The sequence below is a fragment of the Cytophaga aurantiaca DSM 3654 genome (assembly GCF_000379725.1).
GTDB lineage: Bacteria > Bacteroidota > Bacteroidia > Cytophagales > Cytophagaceae > Cytophaga > Cytophaga aurantiaca.
Genome location: NZ_KB903621.1, coordinates 158,360 through 183,544, shown reverse-complemented (window position 1 = coordinate 183,544; position 25,185 = coordinate 158,360). Strand labels below are relative to the sequence as shown.

At 37.6% G+C, this 25,185-nt stretch carries 20 protein-coding genes; 10 read left to right on the top strand and 10 right to left on the bottom strand.

Translation table 11 applies throughout. From position 1 onward, the window contains the following. Positions 1-183: 183 nt before the first annotated feature. Genes A3EE_RS0102270 through pdeM form a run of 4 tightly spaced genes read left to right on the top strand, consistent with a single transcriptional unit; the run spans position 184 to position 5,915 of the window. Entirely contained in the window at positions 184-1,233 is a 1,050-nt protein-coding gene (locus A3EE_RS0102270) for a ligase-associated DNA damage response exonuclease (protein ID WP_018341809.1), read from the top strand. Next, positions 1,217-2,833: an ATP-dependent DNA ligase gene (locus A3EE_RS0102265; RefSeq protein ID WP_018341808.1), complete on the top strand. Its 1,617-nt coding sequence runs from the start codon at positions 1,217-1,219 to the stop codon at positions 2,831-2,833. Before A3EE_RS0102270 ends, A3EE_RS0102265 begins: the two co-directional genes overlap by 17 nt. Continuing rightward, positions 2,830-5,271 (top strand): ligase-associated DNA damage response DEXH box helicase, encoded by a 2,442-nt coding sequence (locus tag A3EE_RS0102260; protein WP_018341807.1) that lies wholly within the window; start codon positions 2,830-2,832, stop codon positions 5,269-5,271. The genes A3EE_RS0102265 and A3EE_RS0102260 overlap by 4 nt, the downstream gene beginning before the upstream one ends. Next, positions 5,271-5,915, top strand: coding sequence for a ligase-associated DNA damage response endonuclease PdeM (gene pdeM, locus A3EE_RS0102255; protein ID WP_018341806.1), 645 nt, complete (start codon positions 5,271-5,273; stop codon positions 5,913-5,915). The genes A3EE_RS0102260 and pdeM overlap by 1 nt, the downstream gene beginning before the upstream one ends. An 85-nt stretch (positions 5,916-6,000) precedes the next feature. On the opposite strand, the gene A3EE_RS0102250 is transcribed toward pdeM, so the two are convergent. The 7 genes from A3EE_RS0102250 to A3EE_RS0102220 form a co-directional block, all read right to left on the bottom strand. Continuing rightward, positions 6,001-6,669 (bottom strand): GIN domain-containing protein, encoded by a 669-nt coding sequence (locus tag A3EE_RS0102250; RefSeq protein WP_018341805.1) that lies wholly within the window; start codon positions 6,667-6,669, stop codon positions 6,001-6,003. Between the two features lie 103 nt (positions 6,670-6,772). Further along, positions 6,773-7,672 (bottom strand): helix-turn-helix domain-containing protein, encoded by a 900-nt coding sequence (locus A3EE_RS0102245; protein WP_018341804.1) that lies wholly within the window; start codon positions 7,670-7,672, stop codon positions 6,773-6,775. A gap of 113 nt (positions 7,673-7,785) precedes the next feature. Beyond that, complete coding sequence (locus A3EE_RS0102240) at positions 7,786-8,604, bottom strand: SDR family NAD(P)-dependent oxidoreductase (protein WP_018341803.1); 819 nt, start codon at positions 8,602-8,604, stop codon at positions 7,786-7,788. Between the two features lie 215 nt (positions 8,605-8,819). Further along, positions 8,820-9,614 carry a hypothetical protein gene (locus A3EE_RS0102235; RefSeq protein ID WP_018341802.1) on the bottom strand — a complete coding sequence of 265 codons (795 nt, stop codon included), beginning with the start codon at positions 9,612-9,614 and terminating at the stop codon, positions 8,820-8,822. Between the two features lie 156 nt (positions 9,615-9,770). Continuing rightward, entirely contained in the window at positions 9,771-12,926 is a 3,156-nt protein-coding gene (locus A3EE_RS0102230; protein ID WP_018341801.1) for an efflux RND transporter permease subunit, read from the bottom strand. A gap of 77 nt (positions 12,927-13,003) precedes the next feature. Next, positions 13,004-14,017 carry an efflux RND transporter periplasmic adaptor subunit gene (locus A3EE_RS0102225; protein WP_018341800.1) on the bottom strand — a complete coding sequence of 338 codons (1,014 nt, stop codon included), beginning with the start codon at positions 14,015-14,017 and terminating at the stop codon, positions 13,004-13,006. Between the two features lie 4 nt (positions 14,018-14,021). After that, on the bottom strand, positions 14,022-15,281 hold the full coding sequence (locus A3EE_RS0102220; protein ID WP_157446841.1) for a TolC family protein: 1,260 nt from the start codon (positions 15,279-15,281) through the stop codon (positions 14,022-14,024). Between the two features lie 359 nt (positions 15,282-15,640). Between A3EE_RS0102220 and A3EE_RS0102215 the strand changes: the two genes are divergently transcribed. Then, positions 15,641-17,383 carry an ABC transporter ATP-binding protein gene (locus tag A3EE_RS0102215; protein ID WP_018341798.1) on the top strand — a complete coding sequence of 581 codons (1,743 nt, stop codon included), beginning with the start codon at positions 15,641-15,643 and terminating at the stop codon, positions 17,381-17,383. A 79-nt stretch (positions 17,384-17,462) separates the two neighbouring features. On the opposite strand, the gene A3EE_RS0102210 is transcribed toward A3EE_RS0102215, so the two are convergent. Continuing rightward, positions 17,463-17,897 (bottom strand): PepSY-like domain-containing protein, encoded by a 435-nt coding sequence (locus A3EE_RS0102210; RefSeq protein ID WP_026209550.1) that lies wholly within the window; start codon positions 17,895-17,897, stop codon positions 17,463-17,465. A gap of 174 nt (positions 17,898-18,071) precedes the next feature. Here A3EE_RS0102210 and A3EE_RS0102205 point away from each other — a divergent pair, with 174 nt between their 5' ends. Continuing rightward, positions 18,072-18,791 (top strand): outer membrane beta-barrel protein, encoded by a 720-nt coding sequence (locus A3EE_RS0102205; protein WP_018341796.1) that lies wholly within the window; start codon positions 18,072-18,074, stop codon positions 18,789-18,791. A 52-nt stretch (positions 18,792-18,843) separates the two neighbouring features. Here the strand turns inward: A3EE_RS0102205 and A3EE_RS0102200 are convergent, their stop codons facing one another. Both A3EE_RS0102200 and A3EE_RS0102195 read right to left on the bottom strand, forming a co-directional pair. Beyond that, positions 18,844-20,103: a sensor histidine kinase gene (locus A3EE_RS0102200; protein WP_018341795.1), complete on the bottom strand. Its 1,260-nt coding sequence runs from the start codon at positions 20,101-20,103 to the stop codon at positions 18,844-18,846. Then, a complete protein-coding gene (locus tag A3EE_RS0102195; protein ID WP_018341794.1) occupies positions 20,100-20,777 on the bottom strand; it encodes a response regulator transcription factor in 678 nt (225 codons plus the stop codon). The genes A3EE_RS0102200 and A3EE_RS0102195 overlap by 4 nt, the downstream gene beginning before the upstream one ends. Before the next feature lie 322 nt (positions 20,778-21,099). On the opposite strand from A3EE_RS0102195, the gene A3EE_RS0102190 reads away from it, so the two are divergent. The 4 genes from A3EE_RS0102190 (at position 21,100) to A3EE_RS0102175 (ending at position 25,067) form a co-directional block, all read left to right on the top strand. Then, positions 21,100-21,720 carry a PAS domain-containing protein gene (locus tag A3EE_RS0102190; RefSeq protein ID WP_018341793.1) on the top strand — a complete coding sequence of 207 codons (621 nt, stop codon included), beginning with the start codon at positions 21,100-21,102 and terminating at the stop codon, positions 21,718-21,720. 86 nt (positions 21,721-21,806) lie between these two features. Next, the gene (locus A3EE_RS0102185; RefSeq protein ID WP_026209549.1) at positions 21,807-23,498 is read left to right on the top strand and encodes a toxin-antitoxin system YwqK family antitoxin; all 1,692 of its coding nucleotides are present in this window, start codon (positions 21,807-21,809) and stop codon (positions 23,496-23,498) included. Between the two features lie 24 nt (positions 23,499-23,522). Continuing rightward, positions 23,523-24,308, top strand: coding sequence for a hypothetical protein (locus A3EE_RS0102180; RefSeq protein WP_018341791.1), 786 nt, complete (start codon positions 23,523-23,525; stop codon positions 24,306-24,308). A 48-nt stretch (positions 24,309-24,356) separates the two neighbouring features. Beyond that, positions 24,357-25,067 carry a hypothetical protein gene (locus tag A3EE_RS0102175; RefSeq protein WP_018341790.1) on the top strand — a complete coding sequence of 237 codons (711 nt, stop codon included), beginning with the start codon at positions 24,357-24,359 and terminating at the stop codon, positions 25,065-25,067. Positions 25,068-25,185 lie beyond the last annotated feature (118 nt).

The following is a 25,185-nucleotide window of genomic DNA, read 5'->3' as shown; positions in this document are numbered from 1 at the left end:
ATCACGGTTGCACAAATCCACCAGCCAATTCAGAAATTCCAAACCCAATAAAAGAAGAATTATTTTTTAGGATTAAATAACAGTAGTATAAATCTCATATTTATTTGCGAAATTATATAAAGGCTACAATAGTCGGATCACTTATTTTTGTAGTGAGTCGACAGGCTTTAATTTATTTCAGTTATGCTATTGAAATTTGATCCATATGGAATTTACTGTCCGCAGGCCGATGTCTACATCGATCCGTGGAAACCAGTAAAGAATGCGATCATCACACATGCACATTCCGATCATGCCAAATGTGGAAATCAAAATTATCTTTCGCATCGCATAAGTGTTCCGATATTAAAATTCCGTTTAGGAGAAGATATAAAAATACGCGGCGTGGAATACGGAGAAGAAATTGTGATGAATGGCGTGCGGATCAGTCTGCATCCTGCCGGACATATTCCGGGTTCGGCGCAGATCCGTTTGGAATATAAAGGAGAAATATGGGTAGCATCGGGTGATTACAAATTGCAGCAAGATGGCGTGTCGACGGCTTTTGAACCTGTGCGTTGTCAGCACTTCGTAACGGAATCAACTTTTGGTTTGCCTGTATATCGTTTTCCGGAAGCGAAACAAACACATGCAGATATTAATACCTGGTGGCAAAAAAATAAAGAAGAAGGAAAAGCCAGTGTAATTATCGGTTATGCCTTAGGCAAAGCGCAACGCATTATCAAACATCTGGATCCTGAGATTGGAACAATATACACCCATGGCGCAGTAGATAATTTAAATCGTCTGCTTACAAAAGACGGTTTGGAATTACCATCAACAACTAGAGTAGCCGGAGAAACAAACAAAGCATTATTCAAAGGAAATATTATTGTAGCACCGCCGTCTGCAATCGGAACACCGTGGCTCAAGCGTTTTGATCCGTTTTCCGTAGCCATCTGCAGCGGATGGATGCAGCTGCGTGGTACCCGCCGACGCAAAAGCGCCGACAGAGGTTTTGTATTATCTGATCATGCTGATTGGGATGAACTGAATACAGCCGTAAAAGAAACCGGTGCTGAAAATGTATATGTAACACACGGATATAAATCTGTGTTCGCAAAATGGCTGCGTGAAGAATTGCATTTGAATGCCGTTGAAGTAGATACTTTATACGAAGGAGAGTCTTTGAACGAAGGCGAAGCAAAAGAGAACAACAACGAAACCGACGCAGAGTATGAAGAAATTCGCTGAGCTCTTTACGGAACTGGATCAAACGACCAAGACCAATGCAAAGATCGATGCACTGGCCGATTACTTTGCAGCATCAGATAAAGCCGATGCATTATGGGCTGTAGCCTTGCTCACAGGAAAAAAACCAAAACGTACGGTTAAAACTTCAGAACTCAAATTGTGGTCCATGCAATTGGCTGGCGTGAATGAATGGCTGTTTGAGGAATCGTATCATGTAGTTGGAGATCTTGCAGAAACGATTACCTTATTGCTGCCGGTTTCAGAAACACAAGCCGATTATTCGTTGAGTGGTATGATGGCTTTGCTGAAAACACTGGACATGAAAACTGAAGAAGAACGGCAGCAGATCATTAAGGAAATCTGGATGCAGTTGAATACTCCCGAACGGTTTGTGTTTAATAAACTGATCACCGGAAGTTTTCGTGTGGGTGTTTCACAGCAACTGGTGATTAAAGCACTGGCAAAAAATTATAAACTGGTTGAAAGCAATGTAGCGCATCGCTTGATGGGCAATTGGATTCCTGAAACTTCAAGTTTAGAAAATCTTTTATTCAACACAGATTCAACCGAAGATCTTTCGAAACCCTATCCGTTTTATCTGGCCTATCAATTGGATGTGCCGATGGAAACGCTGGGCAATATAAGCGACTGGCAGATTGAATATAAATACGATGGCATCCGCGGACAAATCATAGTGCGTCGTGGCGAATTATTTGTATGGTCGCGTGGCGAAGAGCTAATGACCGATAAATTTCCGGAATTCGAAATTTTAAAAGAAGCTTTACCTGATGGTACTGTGATCGACGGTGAGATCCTTCCGTTCAATGGTGATGAACCGATGCCTTTTCATGTAATGCAGACACGCATCGGCAGAAAAAATCTTTCAAAGAAAAGTTTAGCGGATGCGCCGCTCGCTATGATGTGCTACGATCTGCTGGAACACAAAGGCGAAGATATACGCATGCTGCCAATGAGCGAACGCAGAGCAATGCTTGAAACGATACTGGAAGAAATCAAAGAAAAAAATCCGTCCGCTAACGCGATATTAAAAATCTCACCGGTGTTTGCATGCAGTACGGCTGAAGAAATGATTGTTTTGCGCGAAGCTTCACGCGACCGTATGTGCGAAGGCTTGATGCTGAAACACAAAGACAGTTTATACGAAGCGGGAAGAAGAAGAGGCAAGTGGTGGAAATGGAAAATTGATCCGTTGACTGTGGATGGCGTGCTGATCTATGCCCAGCGTGGCCACGGACGAAGAGCAGATCTTTACACCGATTATACCTTTGCCGTTTGGAGCGGCGATGAACTTGTTGCATTTACGAAAGCCTATTCGGGATTGACAGATAAAGAATTGGTAGAAGTAGATAGTTGGGTAAAGAAAAATACAAAAGAAAAATTTGGTCCGGTGCGCAGCGTTACACCCGAGCTTGTTTTTGAAATTGCCTTTGAAGGAATCAATCCCTCGCCGCGGCATAAGTCGGGAGTGGCTTTGCGCTTCCCGCGGATACTGCGTTGGCGAAAAGATAAATCCATCAACGATGCCAATCACAAAGAAGACCTGTTGGATCTGATTCAACAATTATCAAAACCAGCATGACAGAAAAAGACATACTTGCTTGGTTCAAAAATCAAAAATGGAAGGCACATACTTTTCAGCAGGAAACCTGGAAATCCATGCTGGATGGGTATTCCGGGTTGGTGAATGCACCAACGGGAAGCGGTAAAACCTATTCCGTGTGGTTTGGTATTTTATTGGAGTATTTAAAAAAGAATCCCGGATCTAAAACAAAAAAGAAAGCTGGACTGCAAGCCATCTGGATCACACCGATCCGTGCGCTGGCAAAAGAAATTCAATATGCTACCACACGTTCGTGTGTGGATCTTGATATTCCGTTTGAAGTAGCCATCCGCAGCGGTGATACAACTACGGCACAAAAAACAAAGCAGAAAAAAAATATGCCGCAGCTGCTGGTGACCACGCCGGAAAGTTTGCATCTGCTGCTCTCACAAAAAGGGTATGCAGATGTGTTTAAAGATTTGTCGACTGTGGTAGTTGACGAATGGCATGAGCTAATCGGTTCCAAGCGTGGCGTACAAATGGAGCTTGCCTTATCCCGATTGAAAGGCTTGAATCCGGATTTAAAGATTTGGGGAATCTCTGCAACCATCGGAAACCTGGAAGAAGCGAAAGATGTGCTATTGGGAAATTATGAAACGCCGACAAAGATGATTCGAGCAGAATTGCCGAAACGCGTTGAGATTGAAACCATCTTTCCGGATAAAATTGAAAACTTTCCTTGGTCGGGTTTTGTAGGAACAAAACTTTTACCAAAAGTTGTACCGATCATTCACAGCAGCAATTCTGTTTTAATTTTTACCAACACCCGTTCGCAGTCTGAGATCTGGTACCGTCAGCTGCTTGAAGTAGCACCGGAGTTTGCTGGATTGATAGCTTTGCATCATGGTTCGCTGGATCAAAAGACACGTACCTGGGTTGAAGACAATTTACACGCAGGAAAATTGAAAGCAGTGATCTGTACTTCGAGTTTAGATCTGGGTGTAGATTTTTCTGCGGTAGATACTGTAGTGCAGGTTGGCAGTCCGAAAGGCGTTGCACGTTTTATGCAACGCGCCGGCCGCAGCGGACATAGTCCGGGTGCGCTGAGTAAAATTTATTTTGTGCCGACAAATTCCCTGGAAATCATTGAAGGTGCTGCTATGCGTGAGTCTATCAAACGCAATGTGGTAGAGAGCCGCATTCCGTATATCCGAAGTTTTGATGTGCTGGTTCAGTATCTGGTAACCCTTGCTGTTGCAGATGGTTTCAAACCGGAAGTAATTTACTCAGAAATTAAAAAAACCTTTTGCTACGCAAGTGTTACTCCGGAAGAGTTTGCCTGGGCATTGCAATTCATTACCAATGGCGGCAATTCACTGGATGCGTATGATGAGTTTCACAAAGTTGTTATTGAAGATGGAATCTATAAAGTAATCGACCGTTCCATTGCTTCACGACATCGGCTTTCCATGGGCACGATTGTGAGTTACTCTGCGATGCAGGTAAAATATTTAAGCGGAAAACGATTGGGTAGTATTGAAGAAAATTTTATTTCGAAACTCAAACCCGGCGATGTATTCTGGTTTTCGGGAAATAACTTAGAGATCGTGCACATTCACCACATGGATGTGCTGGTGCGAAAAAGCAAAGCAAAAAAAGGATTGGTCCCGAGTTGGCAGGGCGGGAGGATGCCTTTGTCTTCGCAGCTTGCTGAAATGATCCGCTATAAGATCGATCATTTTTTTGACACAGATAAAATTGAAGAAGAGGAATTGAAAAAATTAAAAGAATTGTTTGATCTTCAGGCGAAGCGTTCGCACTTGCCAACCAATAAAGAATTTCTAATTGAATATGTGGAGAGCCGCGAAGGATATCATGTATTTATGTATCCGTTTGAAGGACGGTTTGTACATGAAGGTATGGCGGCAATTGTTGCACGGAAAATTTCCGAGATCAAACCGATGACGTTTTCTGTAGCGATGAATGATTATGGGTTTGAATTGTTGTCTGATCAGGAAATTCCGATCGAAGAAGCATTGGAGCTAGATTTATTTGGGATTGAAAATTTAGAAAAAGAAATTCAGCTGAGTATAAATGCAACGGAAATGGCGCGCCGCCGCTTCCGTGAAATTGCATCCATTGCAGGATTGGTGTTTCAGGGATATCCGGGAAAATCTGCAAAGACACGACACTTACAAGCCAATGCCGAATTGTTTTTCAAAGTATTTGAACAATACGATAGTAGTAATTTGTTATTGCGACAGGCATACGACGAAGTACTGGATTTTCAATTGGAAATTCAACGCATGCGCAAAGCCTATAACCGAATTAATGAACAGAAGCTTGTGTTGGTAAAGCCTGAGAAAGTAACGCCATTTGCCTATCCGATTATGGTAGACCGGATGCGTGGAAAATTTACCAATGAAAAATTAGAGGACCGTTTGTTCAAAATGAAAACACAACTGGAGAAAGAATAATGAGCGGACAATTCTTAAAAATAAATAATAATATATTAGAATTACTTCCACAAAAAGCAATTTATTGGCACAATGCTAAAACGTTAATTGTCTCGGATGTACATTTGGGAAAAGCGTCGCATTTTCGCAAACACGGCTTGCCGATTCCAATGGAATCGGGTATTGATGATCTGCAACAATTAGATGCATTGCTGTATAGCTATGGACCTGAACGGTTATTGATCTTAGGGGATTTATTTCACAGCGAATACAATCAGGAGTGGGAATATTTTGGTGCCCTGCGAAAAAAATATTCGAAGATACGATTTACACTTGTGCGCGGAAATCATGATATTTTGAGAGAGCATCACTATGAAAAACATGACATCAAAGTAGAAACAGAACCTGTATATGAGAATGGATTTGTATTCGCACATAATTTTGTGACCTTGAAAGAAAATGAGTTTTCCATCAGCGGACATATTCATCCGGGTTTTGTGCTGTATGGAAAAGGAAGGCAAAGCATTACGCTTCCATGTTTTTATAAAAATAAGAATACGCTGATCATGCCGGCTTTCGGTCGATTAACAGGCTTGGCACATATGCCCTATCATAGAGATGCTGAAATTTTTGTATTGACAGAAGAAGCGGTACATCGGATTTGACGATAATATGAATTCTCCAAGATTTTCAAAACCTTGGAGGTGTTTCGACTAACATCAATCGATAGTTTGAAATTTATAAAGTCAATCACGGCTGATGAACAACGCTTCCGCTTGCTTGCAGCAGCGTAATATCCGGATTTCCTTTATAGAAAATTGTGCCGGCACCATAACTTACACCGCTAAGCTTTTGTATAACATTCACCTGAATCTGACCAAGGGTAGAAACATTAAGCAGACAACTGTCTGCTAATAATCCGAAGCCATAAAAGGTAGGAAGATTGGTTGCAGATACCGTTAGATAACCTGTTCGGCCTTTAACCTGACAGTCGCCAAGATTATTTAATGTAACGGAGAATTGTTCTGTTGTAAGAGAGTCTATAATGATTGTGCCGGATTGATTGTAAATACCTAAACTTTCCATGATAACGGGACCGGTATTTTTTACACCACTGCCGAACCCGTTCAGACTAATAGACAAAGGGTCTTTAACACTGAGACGTACCGTTCCACCGCCATTGAGAATAAGCCCGCCACCGGCTGCAACTACCTGCGGACCGCCTTTTGTAATGCGCACAACTTCATTGGAAGTTCCTTGCACCAGATCAATCACAATATTTCCGTTTGCAGAGATAGAAGAAATCTGTCCGTAATTAAATGGTCCGTAATCGTATTCCGGTTCTACGTCCGATTTTTTACAGGAAGAAAAAAGCAACTGTGCCGAAGCGATTAATAGGACGGTAAAAATTGATTTCATGACTTAATACTTCGTTATATACAGTCATAATTTACGCATTCAAATAAAGAAGGTTATCCGACTTTTTGAATGAAGTATTTTATCAGAGCAGAAAGCCGTTCATTCAATTCAAATATTGTTTTTTATACTGCACCGGACTCACACCAACTTCTTTTTTAAACAAACGGGAAAAATAGGGAAGATTTTCGAAGCCCAATGTATACGCTATTTCACTTATGGAATTTACATCCGTTACCAGTAAATTTTTTGCTTCGGAAATAAGATAGATATGAATCAGTTCGATCGCAGTTTTCCCCGTTTCCTGTTTTAATAGATCACTTAAATAGCGGGAAGAAATATTTAACTGTGACGCTAATAACTTTACACTCGGCAAACCTTTATTCTGAAGCGATCCGTTGGTAACGTATACCGACAACTGCTCGTTGAATTTAGACATCAGCTTGCCCGAAAGCGATGCACGGTTTATAAACTGACGCTTGTAAAAACGTTGAGAATATTTTAAAATAGAATCCAGGTGGGTAAGAATAATATCTTTACTATAATCATCTGGATTGTTATTGTACTCCGTTTCAATTTTTGCATACAGATCCCAGATGATGCTTTCTTCTTTTGGCGAAAGGTGCAACGCTTCATTCGACTCGTATTCAAAGAAGCCATACTTTTGTATTTCTGAATGCAAGGGATGGCCGTTCAAATAATCTTCGTGAATATAAATCATAAAGCCGTCGTCTTCAAGTTCAATATTATTGAACGCAATTACCTGTCGTGGTTTTATAAAAGACATCGTACCGGAATCGTGATCGTATTTGGTGCGGCCGTATATCATTTCACCCGACTTCAATTTTTTAAATCCGATCATATAAAAGTCGCTCGTAAATTCTCCGCTGCTGGCAGAAGAACACGCACCATTTCTGCTGCATTTGAAAATACTGAACAAGGGATTTTCGGGTGCCGGAAAACCATGTGACCGGTGCATATCACCTAAGCTTTTAAAATGTTTCATATAATAGCTATCAATAAATTTAACTCTCCAAGGGTTTAAAACCCTTGGAGAGTTTGGATTTACATCTGAAGTAAATCCATCACTTTTACTGAACACAAAATCGGTTCAAATAATTACTTTCCCTGTGCTTTTTCTGAAACTTCTTTCCAGCTTTCCCAAACGGCCATCCGCTCTGCATATACTTGTTTGACCCAAGGCAAACCTACTTTTCCTAAAAACAGACGTAATGGAGGATTTTCTACTGCAGTAAGTTTTAACATTGCTTCTGCTGTTGCTTCCGGTAAACCGGTACTGTCTTCTGTAAAGCCCGCATACAAAGCAGCTTTAACCGGATCATAAGCCGGAATTGCTGTTGTATGTGTAGCAGATCCTGAACCGAAATCGGTAGAATAACCGTTTGGTTCTACAATCGTTACATCAATGCCAAAACCTTTTACTTCAGCTGCTAACGATTCGCTAAGTCCTTCAATGGCCCATTTTGTAGCATTGTATAAACCTAATGCAGGCAACGTAACAACTCCCAAGGCACTGGAGATCTGAATGATATGACCTTTGCCTTGTTCGCGCATGATGGGAAGTGCAGCTTGTGTGATCCATAGCAAACCAAATACATTGGTTTCGATCTGATCGCGTGCTTCTTTTTCACTTGCTTCTTCCACGGCACCAAAAAGTCCGTAACCGGCATTGTTGATTACAACATCCAGTCTGCCGAAATGTTCCTTCGCTTTTTTGATCGCAGTAAAGCTTGCTTCTCTGTCGTTTACATTTAATGGAAGTGTCAGAATTTGTTTGCCGTATTGTTTTACCAGATCGCTGAGCGCGTCTGTATTTCTTGCCGTAGCAACAACGTTATCGCCACGTTTTAAAAAAGCCTCTGTCCAGATTTTACCAAATCCTTTTGATGCACCGGTTATGAAAATAGTCTTTGTCATTTGAGTAATTGATTTGTGAATGAAACAAAGGTATTTGGGCGCAGGCAAAAGGATTTATACAAAAGTCAGAATAAAAGATACATTTTGACTTATGGCTGAAATCATTATGTACAAATTGGTTTTTAATAAAAAAGCTCTTCATGGGTTTTAATCCATGAAGAGCTTTTTTATAATGGCATTCTATTTAGATGAACAATAAATGATTTCTAATTCTGCTAATAAAATACATATTCATAAACTGTTTTATCTTGCGGAACATTATCGATTGTATAAGTTTCTAAAATTAACAGATTGTTTTTGTCATATGTATAAGTTTTAATGCTGATGCTTTTTTTACTTAAATGTTTGGCAACAGAATGAACAGTTCTTGTAGCAACGCGGTCTTCGATATAGGTATAATAGATCATTTCGCTTAATTCGCGTTTCATTTTTTTATTTTCATAATCATACAAAAATTGCGAGGTCTTCAATTTTCCTGAGTAGGTATATGCATATTCTGTTCGTATGGTATCATTAAAATGAGATTTGGAATTCGTCATGTTGTTCAAAGAATCATATTCGTACTTATAAAACCAACCTTTTGATCCATCTTTATACGTTTCCTCGTTTGATATTTCCAATCCCTTTGCATTGTAAGTTAATTTATAACTTTCGATGTAAAGCATTTTGGTATCGGAATAAAAACGCTGCTGGCGGATTAAGTCTCTGCGTTCATTATAAAAATATTCCCAAACATCATTTGTTTCAGCACGTTTGTCGTAATTCGTTTCTTTTATTAAAAGACCTGTTGTGTCGTAAACACTCACGCTTAAGTATAATGGTTTTTTACCTCCATCGTATACGCTTCTTTTCGTTTGCAAACCTGAAGTATCAAAATCTTCAACGATTATCATGCTTAATTTTCCGGAAGGGTAATATTCTTTTGCAGTAATCTGTTTTATTTTTTTGTTCTGGGCTTGAAGATCGAACAGCAAAAAAACGGTTAGCAAAATCAGTAATGTTCTTAACATGTATAGAGAGTGTTTAAAAAGATTCAAATAAAAATAAAGTTACATATTATGATACAATAAAAACAATAATAGCACCTTCAAATACTCGATAAAAAATAAGCGCCCTAAGAATTCAATCTTTAGAGCGCTTATTTTTATGAATGAATATGTTAATTCTTATTCTGCTGGCTTTACTTCTTCTTTCTTCGTATCGACATCCTCTTTTTTAGTTGTTGCCCATAGATACAAAGCAGGGAGAATGATTGGTGCAATGATCAACGTGCTTGTAAGTCCGCCGATGATCACGGTAGACAAAGGTCGTTGAACATCCGATCCGATACCGGACGAGGAGTACGCAGGAACCAAGCCAATGATAGCTACTATTAAAATGGAAAGCAATGCGCTCATTTGTTCGGCAGATCCTTCCAGTACACGTTCTTTTCGATCGCCTGTGATACCTTCTGTTTTTTTATTGAGGGCAGAAATCAGGATCACACCGGTCATCACTGAAATACCAAAGATGCTTACAAAACCAACGCCCGCCGAGACGTTGAAATAATAACCGCGCATTAACAATCCGCAGATACCACCTGCAAGCGCAAATAAAATACAGGTCATGGTAACAAACGTATACTTCATATTTTTAAACAGAATATAAAGCAAAATAAAAATCATACCGATGGTAAGCGGAATAGTAATCAACAATTGCTTACCCGCACGCTGCAGGTTTTCATATTGCCCACCAAAGATGATCTCATATCCTTTTGGTACTTTAATGTGTTTATGAATTTTATCCTGAAGCTCTTTTACAAACCCACCCTGATCACGGCCTTTAACATTGGTTCGTACCGTGATCATACGTTTGTTATTGAATCTGTAAATGTTTGTTTGTCCTTGCACAAAAAGAATTTCTGCCAATTGATTCAATGGAATTAAAGCACCGTCGGCAGATTTAACCATTACGTTGCTGATGGTAGCAATTGAGTTTCTATCTTCCGGTAAATAACGAACAACAATATCATAACGCTTAGCACCGTCATATAGCACAGATACTGCCTTACCCGCAATGGCAGTCTCGATCAGTATTTCAATATCCGCTACATTGATGCCGAAACGTGCGGCACGCTCTCTGTTGATTTTTATACAAAGCTGTTCCTGCGGACCTTCCTGTTCTATGTTCACATTGTCTGAACCGGCGGTCTGTTTAACCAGACTTAATATACTATCGCCTTTGGAACGCATCAATTCTAGGTCTTCACCAACAATAGAAATAGCAAGGTCGGCAGCACTTCCGTTTACAATTTCCATTACCTGATCAATGATGGGCTGCCCGGAAGAGAAACGGACTGCAGGTAATTCTTCTTCCAGATCATGTTTTATACGTTGTAAAAGTTCTGCTTTTGTAATGGTATCTGTCCACAACGAATATTCTTTCAGACCAACAAGAATTTCATTTCTATTAGCTGGGAAAGGATCCGTACCATCGTCGTTGCGACCAGTTTGGGTAATTACAAAAGCAACAGGTGCGTAGCTTGCAATAATTTTCCGGATCTTCGGAGCATAGGTTGCATTTTCCTGAATGGTAATACCGGAAGGAAAATTCGCACGGAAGAAGATTGAACCTTCATCCAGCGTCGGTAGAAATTCTGTTCCTAATTTTATTATACAACCAATCATAAGCGCTACAATCGTAAAGCCGATGATAACGGTTCGTTTGTAATGCGTTAAGGCAATATCGAGAATCTTGCGGTATCCTTTTTGTAAAAACTCCAGCACGAAATTTTTATGTTCTTTCAACGGAACATCCGGATTGGAAATTACTTTAGCGAAAGAAAAAGACAACAGAACAGGTATGATTGTTAATGCTGCCAGCATAGAACCGATTACTGCAAACGCAAGTGTCAATGCCATTGGTGAGAAGAGCTTACCTTCCACCCGTGTCATTAATAAAATCGGTAAGTAGGCTAAAATGATAATGGTTACAGAGAAAAATATTTCGCGGCCCACTTCATTCGCTGAATTAATGGAGAGCATAATGATTCCCTGTTTTTTCTCTTCTGGACTTGCTGACCGGTATTTACGCAGCAGGTGTTCGGCCATCACACAGGCTCCATCTACAATGATACCAAAGTCGATTGCACCTAACGATAACAGGTTTGCCGGAATGCCTGTTATCTTCATCAGTATAAATGCAAAGAGTAAGGCAAAGGGAATGGTTAATGCAACCACCAATGCGCTGCGGATATTTCCCAGGAAAAAGACAAGTAGAATAACAACAATGGATACGCCCATGAATAAGGTGTGTCCAACAGTTTCCAGCGAATGATCGATTAAGAAACTGCGATCGTATAAGATTCGTATTTTAACATCTTCCGGTAATTCATTTGCTTCAAGGTCTTCAATTTTTTGTTTCATTAGAGCAAGGACCTCACTTGGATTTTCCTTTCTTCTTAATAAAACAATTCCTTCTACACCGCTGTTAACATTTTCTCCATCTTCATTAACTGTGTATCCCAAAATTCCGCTTGGCGGGGGCGGTGTAATTTCTACCGATGCAACATCTTTAATAAAGACCGAAACTCCGTTGGAAGATATTAAGATGATGTTACCGATATCGCTTTCTGTTTTTACAACACCCAAGCCACGGATTGCAAAGGCTTGTTCGCCGCGCACCACGTTATTTCCGCCGGCATTTTGATTGTTTTGATGGATGGCATCAATCACATTCTGCATCGTAAGATTGTATTTGCGCAGTTTATCTGCTGAAGCAATTACGTGGAATTGTTTTAATGGTCCGCCAAAAGTACTGATATCCGCAATGCCCCGTACCTGTAAGAGATAGGGTTTGATTACCCAGTCCTGTAAATCTCTTAATTGTGTAGGTGTGTAATAGGAAGGAGCTTCAACAACATAACGCATGATTTCTCCAACAGCTGTGGTAAGAGGTGCCAGTTCGGGTGTAAGCACATCCGGAGGAAGATCAACACTTGCCATACGTTCCATTACCTGCTGGCGTGCGAAGTAATCGTCTGTGCCGTCTTTAAACGTGAGTTGTACAACACTTAAACCAAAGATGGTTCTGCTTCTGCGGTCCAATACATTGGGTGTATTCTGTAAAGCACGTTCAATGGGAATGGTTACCTGTTGCTCAACCTCTTCAGCAGCACGGCCCGGATATTGCGTTACAACAATCACATTGGTATCTGCGATGTCGGGATAGGCTTCAATCTTGATGTTCACCAAACACCAATAACCTACGGCCATCATTACAATGCTTGCAGCTATTACAATCCAGCGATTGTTAATAGAAAAAGTAATAATGTTTTTAATCATTTCTGTTAAATATTCTTCTTGTTTAAAAGAAGAAACGAATGGTATATACTATATAAATGAAATTTGAAACGCTGGTTTTAATAACCGAAACTCAACCCTTTCAGTTGAATGATGCCTTTTATAACAACCTGCTCACCAACTTTCAACCCGTCGTAAATAATTACACGGTCATTGATTTGTGGTCCTATAAAAACTTCCTTGCGTTCATACAACACAGAAGATCTTTTTAAGAAGACATAATTTTTTCCTTGAACGGTAATTAATGCGCTGTTGCTTACACTGATGTTGTCGCCTTCATTCACTTCAAACGAAACCATGCCATACATACCGAGCTTAAGTGTTGACTGACTGTTGTCGATATTGATCCGCACTTTGATCATACGGGTTACGTTATCAATGATGTCGGCGATGCCATCAACTTTTGCTTTAAATTTTGTACCCGGCATCGAGGTAAATTCAACAAAACAATAATCGCCTTTTTTGATTTTGCTCATCTGACTTTCGGGGACCTCGCAAATAATGTATGCTGTGCCTGCTCTTGATTTTCTAAGTACGTCGGGCTGGAAGCCTCCGCCATTCAGATTCGATTCAGACTCTAATAAGGCAGCGCGTTCGTTAGCAAGATTTGTTTGCTCCATACTTAGATTGGTTTCTGCTTCCAACAAATCTTTACCTGTAGAAACACCATGTGCTTTTAAATCTTTTACACGTTCCAGTTCAATTTTCTTTTGAACAATGTTTACATTTTTAATCTGATTGATGTTGATGATGTGCTGAATAAGCGCTGTGTAATTGCCCGCAAGATCCGGATCTTCAAACAGAATAATGTTACTTGAACCATCCTGATCAGAAGGAATAACAGTGGCTGCAACTTTAGCCGGGAACGTAAGTGCTGCAATTATATTCGAACGTTTCACTTCTTCAGTCAAAAAAGCATCAGAACTTTTTTCAGTGGTAAATTGTATTTTTTTCCCACCGTCAAGGACAGTAGAAAATTTGTTTTCAGGTTTCTTTTCTGAGTCGTGTTTATTTGAACAGGAAAAAAATCCCGTTGAAGCCACAAGTGCTATTACTATAAAGTATTTCATCATGTTTTTATTGTGCTATTTGATTGATCAAGCCTAAGGAATATAATAATTGCACATAGCTTTTTCGGTATTCACTCATCATATTGTTGTATTGCTGCTGCGAATCAAGCCAGCTACGCTGCGCTTCGAGCAGATCGATAATATTGGTACCGCCTCTTAAATAATTGTAGCGTACATTGCCCAATACTTTTTCGGAAGTAATCATCATCTTATTGTATTTATCCAGATTCATCTGATACATATTAAATGTCTGATAGGCTGAAAGTAATTCGGCCCGAATCAAAAACTGAACAGCGTTGATGTTGCGTTCGGCCTGTTGTTTGAGTACATAGGATTTTTTTATCTCACCCTGATTGCGGGAAAAAACAGGAATTTCAATTGTACCATAAAAGCCAAAATAGGGAATGCTGTTTTGTGGGTTATAAATAGCACCGAGTTCTGTCTGAGGCCATGCCAGTGATTTCTGAAGTTTAATATTTGATTCTGCGGCAAGCAATGTTGCGCGGTGAACTTGTATATCTGCTCTGTTTGTAAGTGCCTGTTCAAGCAGACTGTCGTATTGGGTAGTATAGGAAATCAACAAAGGGTCGTTCAGATCAACGTCAATACTGTCGTTGATACCAATTGCAGCTTTAAGAATGATCAGATCACTTTTGTAGGTCTGTTGTAGTGCAATCAATTGCAAATCGTATTGATCAGAAAGCAATTGAGTACGCATCAGATCCGTTTCACTGATTACCTGATTGCGGTAACGTATTTCATTGATCTCAACCAACGAATCAATATTCTCTTTCACTTCAGTGATGAGCGTCATCTGTTTGCTGTCAATCCATACCTGCAGCCATTTGTTTGCTACATCAAAAAATACTTCACGTTCGGTTGCTGCATATGCTTTTTGAGTAAGCAGTACATTTTGCTGAGCGAAATCGATTTTATTATAACGTTGTCCCGGAGCCTGAAACGTTTTTGTTAATTGCCACCATACCTGTTGATTGTGACCGTTGGTCCAATCTGTATTTGCAGGATAATAGCTGGGGTTCATTAAAAAAAGCGTCTGGTTATTCAAATGCATGTTGGGCCTAAGCTTGGCTGAAATAACATCTGCCTCTGCAATGTTTAACGATAATTGCTGTGCCTGTAAAAGGACATTGTTTGCTTTAGCTACTTGTAGTGCCTTTTGCAGTGAATACGTTGTCTGCGCCGAAGAGTCCGGTAAGAAACTTAAGAGACATAGTATTGCAGCACATACGCTCCGGATATGGATCATTTTATCGGTTATTAAAAGTTCTTTTAAAATTGAGGCAAAGGTAGAAAAACTAAATAAGAATGTAGGCCGATTAAGGGTGTAATAAGCAAATTTATTGTGCGTTTTGAATTGTAAATCAACAGAATATAAACAGAATTGAGCTGTATATAGAACAAGTGACAAGAAAAATTAAAAATAGAATTTTTTCATGGACGACAAGGAATGAAAACGTTTGTAAGCAATTGAAATGTCTGTCAAAATCTATTTTTTTAAACTATGGTGCTTCTACAATATAATTGCCCTTTATCCGACTACAACTTTACAGGCACTTTTTGTGTTGTATCTTTAATGTCTGAATTTGTATTCACCTATTTTAAATAATGGAAAAAAAGAAAAGCAAAGTTACCCTTGGTCAGGTTTTTAAAACCATCATTTGGCCAAGAAGAAAAATCGTTTTCATCGGTTTAATTATGATCATCATCAGTCGCTTAGCTAGTTTGGTTTTGCCAGGTGCAAGTAAATATCTGTTGGATGATGTTGTGGCGAACAAAAATATTGACATGCTGTATACCTTACTTTGGGTTGTTGGTTTATCGATTGCCGTAAATGCAGCCATGTCTTTTATGCTTACAAAACTGCTGAGTGTTGAAGCACAGTTATTAATTTCAAAACTTCGCGTTCAGGTACAACGAAAAATTTTAAGTTTGCCGATCAGTTATTTTGACAACAATAAATCAGGTGCATTGGTATCCCGCATTATGACGGATGTTGAAGGTGTGCGGAATTTAATTGGTACCGGCCTGGTGCAATTGATTGGTGGTACCATTACTTCGGTGATTGCTTTGGTGCTGCTGATTAAGATCAGTCCGATTATGACGTTGTACGTATTATTGCCCGTTGCAATTTTCGCCTTCATTGCGATGAAAGCATTCGGTTATATACGTCCGATCTTTAAAGAAAGAGGAATTATAAATGCAGATGTAACCGGAAGATTAACGGAAACATTAAACGGTGTGCGTATTATCAAAGGGTTTAATGCCGAAGAGCAGGAAAACAAAACATTTCAGGCAGGTGTTGATCGCTTGTTTGATAATGTAAAGAAGAGTTTAACCTCCACATCTTTGATAACTAGTGCTTCGTTGTTTTTGCTTGGTATGGCTACCTTAGGCATTATGGGCATTGGCGGTTATTTTATGATCAAAGGTGAAATGACAAACGGAGATTTCCTTTCCTTTACGTTATATCTTGGTTTTATGATCGCGCCGATTGTACAGATGAGTAACATTGGCAGTCAGCTTACAGAGGCCTTTGCAGGACTTGATCGTACGGAAGAAATCATGAACATGGATCCGGAAGAGAATGCTGAAAAGAGAACGGTTGTATTGAAAGACATCAAAGGAAATATCAAATTCGATCAGGTTTCATTTGCCTATCAGGAAGGAAAAGAAGTGTTGAACAACGTAAGTTTTGACGCACCAGCCGGAACAGTAACAGCACTTGTTGGGACATCGGGATCTGGCAAGTCAACAATAGCGGGCTTGGTAGCGACCTTCTTAAATCCGGAATCCGGTAAAATTACGATTGATGGTGAAGATCTATCAGAAATAACCTTAAGCAGCTATCGTAAAAATCTGGGTGTTGTATTGCAGGATGATTTCTTATTTGAAGGAACAATCCGTGAAAATATTTTATTCCCAAGACCAAATGCAACAGAAGCACAATTGCTGAATGCGGTGAAAGCCGGATACGTAAATGAATTCACCGACCGCTTTGAACAAGGCCTGGATACATTGATAGGAGAGCGTGGTGTAAAATTATCGGGTGGACAAAGACAACGTATTGCAATCGCACGTGCAATACTGGCCGATCCTAAAATTATTATTTTAGATGAAGCAACGTCGAATCTGGATACGCAAAGTGAATCATTGATCCAGCAATCACTTGCAGAATTAATGAAAGGTAGAACAACGTTTGTAATAGCGCATAGATTGAGCACGATCAGACAAGCCAATCAAATTCTGGTAATTGAAAACGGAAAAATTGCAGAGCAAGGAAACCATGCAGAGTTGATAGCGAAAGAAGGAAGGTATTACGAATTGCATACGTATCAGGCGAGAATCTGACGTTCCGAAAATTCCAAATTTCAAAAAACAAATTCCAAAAGAGGGGGCAAGATTTTTCTTATGCCCTCTCTTTTTATTACTAGTCAACAATATTTTCTACAATTTTTCCATCAACTGCAAACGTTACGTTGCGTTCGACTTCACCTTTCTCTAACTCTACTTTGTAGGTAATTCCCGTTGCTTCTTCTATCCGTTTAATATCTTCAATTTTATATCCTTTAAAATTTTTCTGGATAGATGTATTCACAGCAGCGGGTAATTCATTTGTTGTTATTTCTTTTTTGTAACGCACAATTTTTCCTGTGCTGTCAATGTAAACGTTGTGGTCCAGATTTTCGATTTCAAATTCTGCTTCGTACAAGCCTTTTTTTAATTCCCACTCAACTGCTACTTGCTGCGGAAATTTTTGCTGAAATGCATTAACAACAACGGCTGGAACGTTTGCTTGAGGGATTTCTTGCGCTGAAGCGCAACCCGCGCTCAGCAATAAAAAGAATACAGATAACTTTCTCATAATGATAATTGATTTGGTTTGTACAAATAAATACATCAAAACAGGAAAGAATCGGGAAAATCTTAATGCAAAGTGCTAAAGGTAAAAGACCATAGTGCATTTAAGCATTTGAGTCTTTTATTATAGATCAAAACTAAATATCTTTGCAATATTCAACACCATGTTTACTTTAATATGAATTACAAACTACACCTTTTTTTATCTAGCGTATTTTTATTGTTTTCGATAAGCATTCATGCACAGCAAAAACCAACGCCAAAACCAAAAGAATTTTCTGTATTTAAAATAGGTTTTTGTTATATGCCTCAAACAACATTCATTAGTAATTCAGGTGAAAAAAATGATCCAGATGCAAACCCGATGTGGAAGAAGGGCTTTATGACTGGATTAACAGGCGGCAATGTTTTCAATGAAAAAATTAGTCTTGATTTTGGAGTTTTATATTCAAAACAGGGAGTTGATTATGGTTCTAACTCTCCATTTTATGCTCCAATAACGCTTTCATACCTTAAAATTCCAATAACATTAAACTACAGACCCTTTATAAAACATAAGGTACCAATCGAATTTACAGCTGGGTTTCAATATTCAAATTTGAAAAAAGCAATAATTGATATGCCTTCGGGATATTATTTACCTGGAAGTGATATGCAATGGTTTAATAAGTCTTTGTTTGATGTTGTTGCAGGAGTAGGCTTCAATTTTAGGCTTGCAGACAAGGTATTTATGAATACAAAATTTAGAGCCGATTATAGTTTAGCAGATCCGATAAACAAAGATTATATCTACAACGCTCATGGCAGTACGGGCTCTCATTGGAAATCAGATCGAAGCTCATCCAGAAATATCACACTGGGATTGTCAATAGGACTGGAGTATCATTTCGAAAAATAATAATAAGAAAGGCTGAATAAATTCAGCCTTTCTTATTACCAGTCAACAATATTTAAAACCCAATCCGAAAGCAATGCTTATCGTTGTATGAATATGTAATTTCAAAACCGTATTTATCTGCAACAGTTTTTACAATTGCTAAACCAAGTCCGGTTGTGTTTTTTTCTGCAGCATTTTTATAAAATCGTTTGAAAATATGCTGAGCATCCAATGTTTGATCCCCGGAGTTTTCAATAAGTACAGAATCCTGTTCAAGAATTATTTTTACATAGCCATTAGAAGAATTATGAACGACAGCATTTTTGATCAGATTGCCTAATAATACATCAGCCAGATCCTTGTTCATCTTAACAGATAATTCGGCATGTTGCACAACTTCAATAGAAATGTTTTTAAAAGATGCCAGGTCCGAAAAATCTTCTGCTAAACGATTCACGATTTCATTAACAGAAACTGTTTCTTCATCTGAGAATTGTTTATTCTCAATTTTTGACAAAAGCAGCAACGATTTATTTAAACGCGTAAGGCGCTGCAGATTTTCTATTACAGAAGCAACCATATACAGATCAGTTTCGGTCAGCTCATTTTTCTCTGCCAGCAATTCCAATTTGTTAATGCTTATTGCCAAAGGTGTTTGCAATTCATGTGATGCATTTTCTATAAACTGTTTCTGGCTGGTATACAATTCAATGTTCTTTTTTAAAAGATCAGAAACAGAATTGTTCAGCAATTTAAACTCATGAACGTTTGTTTTTAAAGGCTGAAAATTACTTGAGCTCAAATTAAAATTTTCAAGCTGATTCAGTAAGTCGTAAAAAGGTTTCCATATTTTTCTTAATAGAAAGGTATTCACCAGAAAAATACTGACTAACAAAATAGCATAAAGCCAGATTAGAGAATAAAACAAATCTTCTATAAGGTCGTCTTCTTCAACCATAGAAGACAGAATGTTCAATTCATAATAGTCTGTATGATTGATCGTGAAAACGGTTTTCAATAAACGCACCGCTTCCAGATCGTCTTCATTTTCCATATACATAAGGGTGTCTTTGTAGATGTCTTTTGTTTTGGAAGCAGCAATTGAAGGAAGTTTTTTGATCGAATAATTTGATTCGTCAAAAGTTACTTTTTGTAGAATGGTAGAATCGGTTTTTGCTTTTTTAATAATTAGAATTTTATAATTCTGCAGGTTATCGTCAATACTGTCATATACTTCATCCAGCATTTGAAAATAAAAAATACTTGCCCAAACACCTATGATAAAAAACAGCGCAACAGACAAATAAAGTAATGTGTAGTTATGTAGCCTCATAATGCAATAAGCTTATAGCCGATACCATATACTGCCTGAATTTCAATTTCAGCGTGATGATCTTTCAATTTCTTGCGCAGGTTTTTAATTTGAGAATAGATAAATTCAAAATCATCCGATTCATCCGTGAAATCTCCCCATACATGTTCTGCCAAAGAAGTTTTATTCACAAGCCTGTTTTTATTGACCATGAAATAGGCAAGCACATCAAACTCTTTTCGATTTAATGCTAAAGCTTCCTTGTTGACAAATGCAATGCGGTCGTCAAACAGTACTTTCACATTATTGATTACAAGTTCATTTTTTCCGCCTAACGTTTTTCTTCTCAGAATGGATTTCACACGTGCTGTTAATTCTGCAATGTGAAAGGGCTTGATCAGATAATCGTCTGCTCCCAGATTTAATCCGGCAACTTTATCATCAATGGAATTTTTTGCGGAAATGATAATAACGTTACTGGTTTTGTCAAGCTTTTTTAATTCAAACAAAATATCCAGACCGCTGCCATCAGGCAAGGTTATATCAAGCAGAATACAATCGTAATCAAATGAAATGATCTTGTCCAGCGCGCTATCATACGTAGTTGCAGATTCAACAAGATACTTTTCTTTTTCAAGCGTCTCCTTAATGATCTCCTGCATGGAAGCTTCGTCTTCTATAACCAGTATTTTCATGATTCAATTAACGTTATAAATCTGTAAAGAATTGGGAAAGGGTATTTACTTTTTCAATAACAGCCTTATTTCACTCAAAATAGTGTATTTGACTTAAATATCCCCGCCAAATATTCATAACATTTAACATAGAAATCCGTTTCTATATTATAATTAATAATAAATTAGTTTTAATTTAAGAATAATAAACCAGCTATTTTTTGATCTGCTTTTTCAGGTCAATACATATTGTTGCAAAACAAGTTTGGAAAGTTTAATACATACACAAACGAATAATAGAGGCAACAACTGGTATAGATGTACACATTAACCAATTTGAATTATGACGGGGGAATTACACGAAAAGAAAAACGACGAAACCACTCTTGATACATTGATCGAGGGCTTTCAATTGATCAGTTTTGACTGGCGGTATTTGTATGTAAACGATGCAGTTGTGAAGCATAGTAAATATACACGCGAGGAACTGCTTGGTTATACCATGATGGAAAAATATCCGGGCATTGAAAAGACACCTATGTTTGATCTGTTGAAACAGTGTATGAAAGAACGGAAATCGGATTGCTTTGAAAATGAATTTACGTATCCGGACAATTCAAAAGGCTGGTTTGAATTACGAATTCAACCGGTTTCAGAAGGGCTTTTTATCTTATCCATTGATATTACAGAACGCAAAAAAGTGGAAGAAGAAAGAATTGAATATATACATGGTTTGGAACAAATGCTTTTTATAACTTCGCACAAAGTCCGACAACCCGTTACGCAAATAATGGGTATGTCCGAATTGCTGAATGCAACTAAAAGTTCGCGGGAAGATCTTTTGCAGATAACAGATTATATGAAACAATCCATAAATTCTCTGGATTCATTTACTCAGGAACTTACCTTGTATATGAATAGTCTGCATGACCGGTTTAACAATGATCCAAAAATGAACAAGTAAAGAGAATCATGTAATTTTTAGATGGATAAAATTTTAAAATTAATGTATACATTTGAATACATTAATTTTAAAATATTCTTCAGAGCATGAAACGATTGATCGGCGTTCTATTTTTTTTAATAACATCTCTAGTATCTCAAGCGCAACTTCAGGAAGTCTTTACAATAAAGAAAATAATTGTTGGCGAGCGGCATATATTGCATTTTATGCTTTATCCATATTTATTCAATTATGAAATGGATGGACTCTGTGTGAAACAGGGAGACTTTGCCAACTATTTTTTGTCTGAAACAAATGATACAATATTAATTGCAAAAGGAAAATATAAGAATAATAGTTTATATGATACCTGCAAGTGGTTTTCAATAGATAAAAAAACACTTTATGCGAACGCTTTTTTCAAAGAAGACCGAATGTATTGTAAACGCTTATTTACTGTTTATTATTCCGGTATCGCCTTATGTGAAAGGGGAGATAGAGAAGGGTTATTTGAATTGTATTATCCGGACACAACCCAATTAAAAGAAAGAAGTATCTATATGGATAACAAATTGAATGGCTCTTATGAGACGTACTACCTAAATGGACAATTAGCTAAAAAGTATGAATACAGTAATGGTTTTGGAAGTGGTCCTTTTATAGAGTACGATGATAAGGGGTTTCTTCAGAAAAAAGGATATTACACTGCTAAAACAAATGACAAGTATGAAGAATATTATTCAAACAATGGGCAGATTAAAACCCGGATTTTCAAAACAAATGACAACACACTTATTTATGATAGTTGTTTGTTTGAAAATGGCACAGTAAAGTATCGGTACTATTATGGAGACAAGGGTGATAGTTCCTTTGTATATTATTATGGAGGTCAACTAAAGTATGAAACCATCCATGACGATAAAGGTGATGGATATTCTAAATCATATTATGAAAATGGAAATATTGAAGACTATACGCCTTATAAAAATTACAAAGATGAAGGAACAGTTTTAAGGTATTATGAAAATGGAAATAAAAAGGAAGAAAAAAATTATGTAGCAGGATCAATGAATGGAAAATATATCGAATACTATGAAACGGGTATCGTGGAAAGAGAAGCAATGTATTTGAAATACACACGAAATGGCCTCCAAAAAGAATATTATAAAAATGGAAAACTTGCTTCAAGCTCCTATTACAGCAATGGTTTATTAAACGGAACAAAAAAAGAATATAATGAAAAGGGGCAATTAACACGAAACAGTTTGTATGAAAATGGGTCCCTTATTTCAGAAAGTTTTTATGAGAATGGGAAAGAAATATTTCCCATTAAAGCTCCGGCTAATACAAATCATATTACTACTAAATCTCAAGATATGGAAGGTGGAAATAGAAAAGTATGGTTTGATGAACCTCACCATAGGATTATTATTGATGAATCCATAGGTAGGGATTGTGTTGACTTTCCTGATTTGAAACCGGTCTTTAATAGAGATACGTTTTTAACACACTTCAGAAATTATTTAACAAGTCCTGAAGGAAAATGTCTAAAGAACATTTCAACGTCAATAGATTTTTATATTACAACAACCCCAAACAAGCTTGTTTCGGCACGACAAAAGTATTTTAGAACAATTAGCAACGTGACATATCATACGATATTAAATAAAAAGCAGCAAAAAGCGTTCTTACAATTTCTAATAAATGAAAAACTTGTATATGACGATTCAAGGTTTAATAATAGCGTTTATAAATTAAATTACGAACTTTCAATTATTCCGAAAGCATTATCATTATAATAAAATTAATTAAATAGAAAATCCATGAAACCAATACGAACAATTTTTAAGAGTATACTCTCAACCATACTTTTCGCATTTTCTTTTTCAACCTTTGCTTCAGATCTGCCCGATCCGGAAGTACTAGCCAAACAATATTTAAAGGACTTGTGTACGTTGAATGAACAGGATTTTACACGCAAGTATATGTTGACGCAAGCGGATGCAGAAACTTTTATAAATGAAATGACTAAGTCGTATCTGGAGTCAAATAACAAGCCCAGTGAAAAGTTTTCAGACTCACTTAAAATCAGAAGCGAAGTACATTCTTTGGTTGTAAAATCCTACAGACAATTTAAAGAATGGCAGCATGAAAATAAGATCGATTCTTCAAAAATAAAATACCATTCATGTGAATTTGAATTGGAGAAAAAACGTAAAGTACCGTATTATGGAATAGATGGAATGAGTATATATTTTTCATATGATACATTAAAGTATGCAATGGGCTGTGATGATTTCTTGTTTTTAAAGACAAAATGGGTAGGAGGAGATTTTGATGGAATTGATGCAGTTGATAAATACCTTAATAAAATTTATGATGATTACGCTACTGATACGGTAGCAGTAGCATATGATTATGTAGAAACGGACTATGCTGTCGATACAGTAGCAGCAGTTGATTACGACTATGAAACGGTTGGAGAAAAAAATGAATATACAGGCGAGACACCGCCAACAAAAAAACAGTTAAAAATTCAAAAAAAGATTGAGGGTTATAATCGTAAAATTGAAGTACTGATTGAGGAGTATGACAAATCGGAGTATTAAAATAAATTCAGCCACATTTATTTTGATATAGAGATCAATAACAATTTTATGAAAAGATTCAAACAATACATTATCAAAATAATGATGATGGTGTTTATTACCAGCACCGCTTCTGCATCAGATCTGCCCGACCCGGAAGCACTTGCCAAGCAATACATAAAAGATCTGTGTACGTTGAATGAACAGGATTTTACGCACAAGTATATGTTGACGCAACATGATGCAGAGGATTTTATTAATGAAATGCTTGCTTCCTATAAGAGAATGAATAAAACGCAAATTGGGAAAATGTCTGATTCGATCGAACTAAAAAATGCAGTACAGGAACATGTTGTTCAATCGTATAGGGAATTTAAACAATGGCAACAGGAGAATCAGATCGATTCATCAAAAATAGTCTATCATTCTTGTGATTTCGAATTAAAAAAAGAGCGGGAGATTCCATTTTATAGAACAGATATAGTAAAAATTTATTTCAAAGCTGACACAACAAACTATGCTGTTAAGTGTGATGGTTTTGTTTTTCTACAAAATAAATGGGCAGGAGGAGAAATAGAAACCATTTATCCGGTTGATAAGTCTTTTAATTTGCTTGAAAGCAGTAGTTATGGAGAGTATGCTGATTATGCTACTGATACAGTAGCAGTGTATAATGAGAATGATTATGGGCTATCAGCAAAAAAACAAATAAAGATCCAGAAGAAGATCGATGCACTTGATCGTAAGATTGATGCGTTGTATAGGAAACGATATGAATAATTTGAAATTCTAAAAAGAATGTTCCTATCCCTAGAGTTAGCGCAGCGCTATACGGATCAGTAAATGAAACAGAGTCTTCGACTCGTTTTTAAAAAGTATTTAAATAAATCGAGTCAGA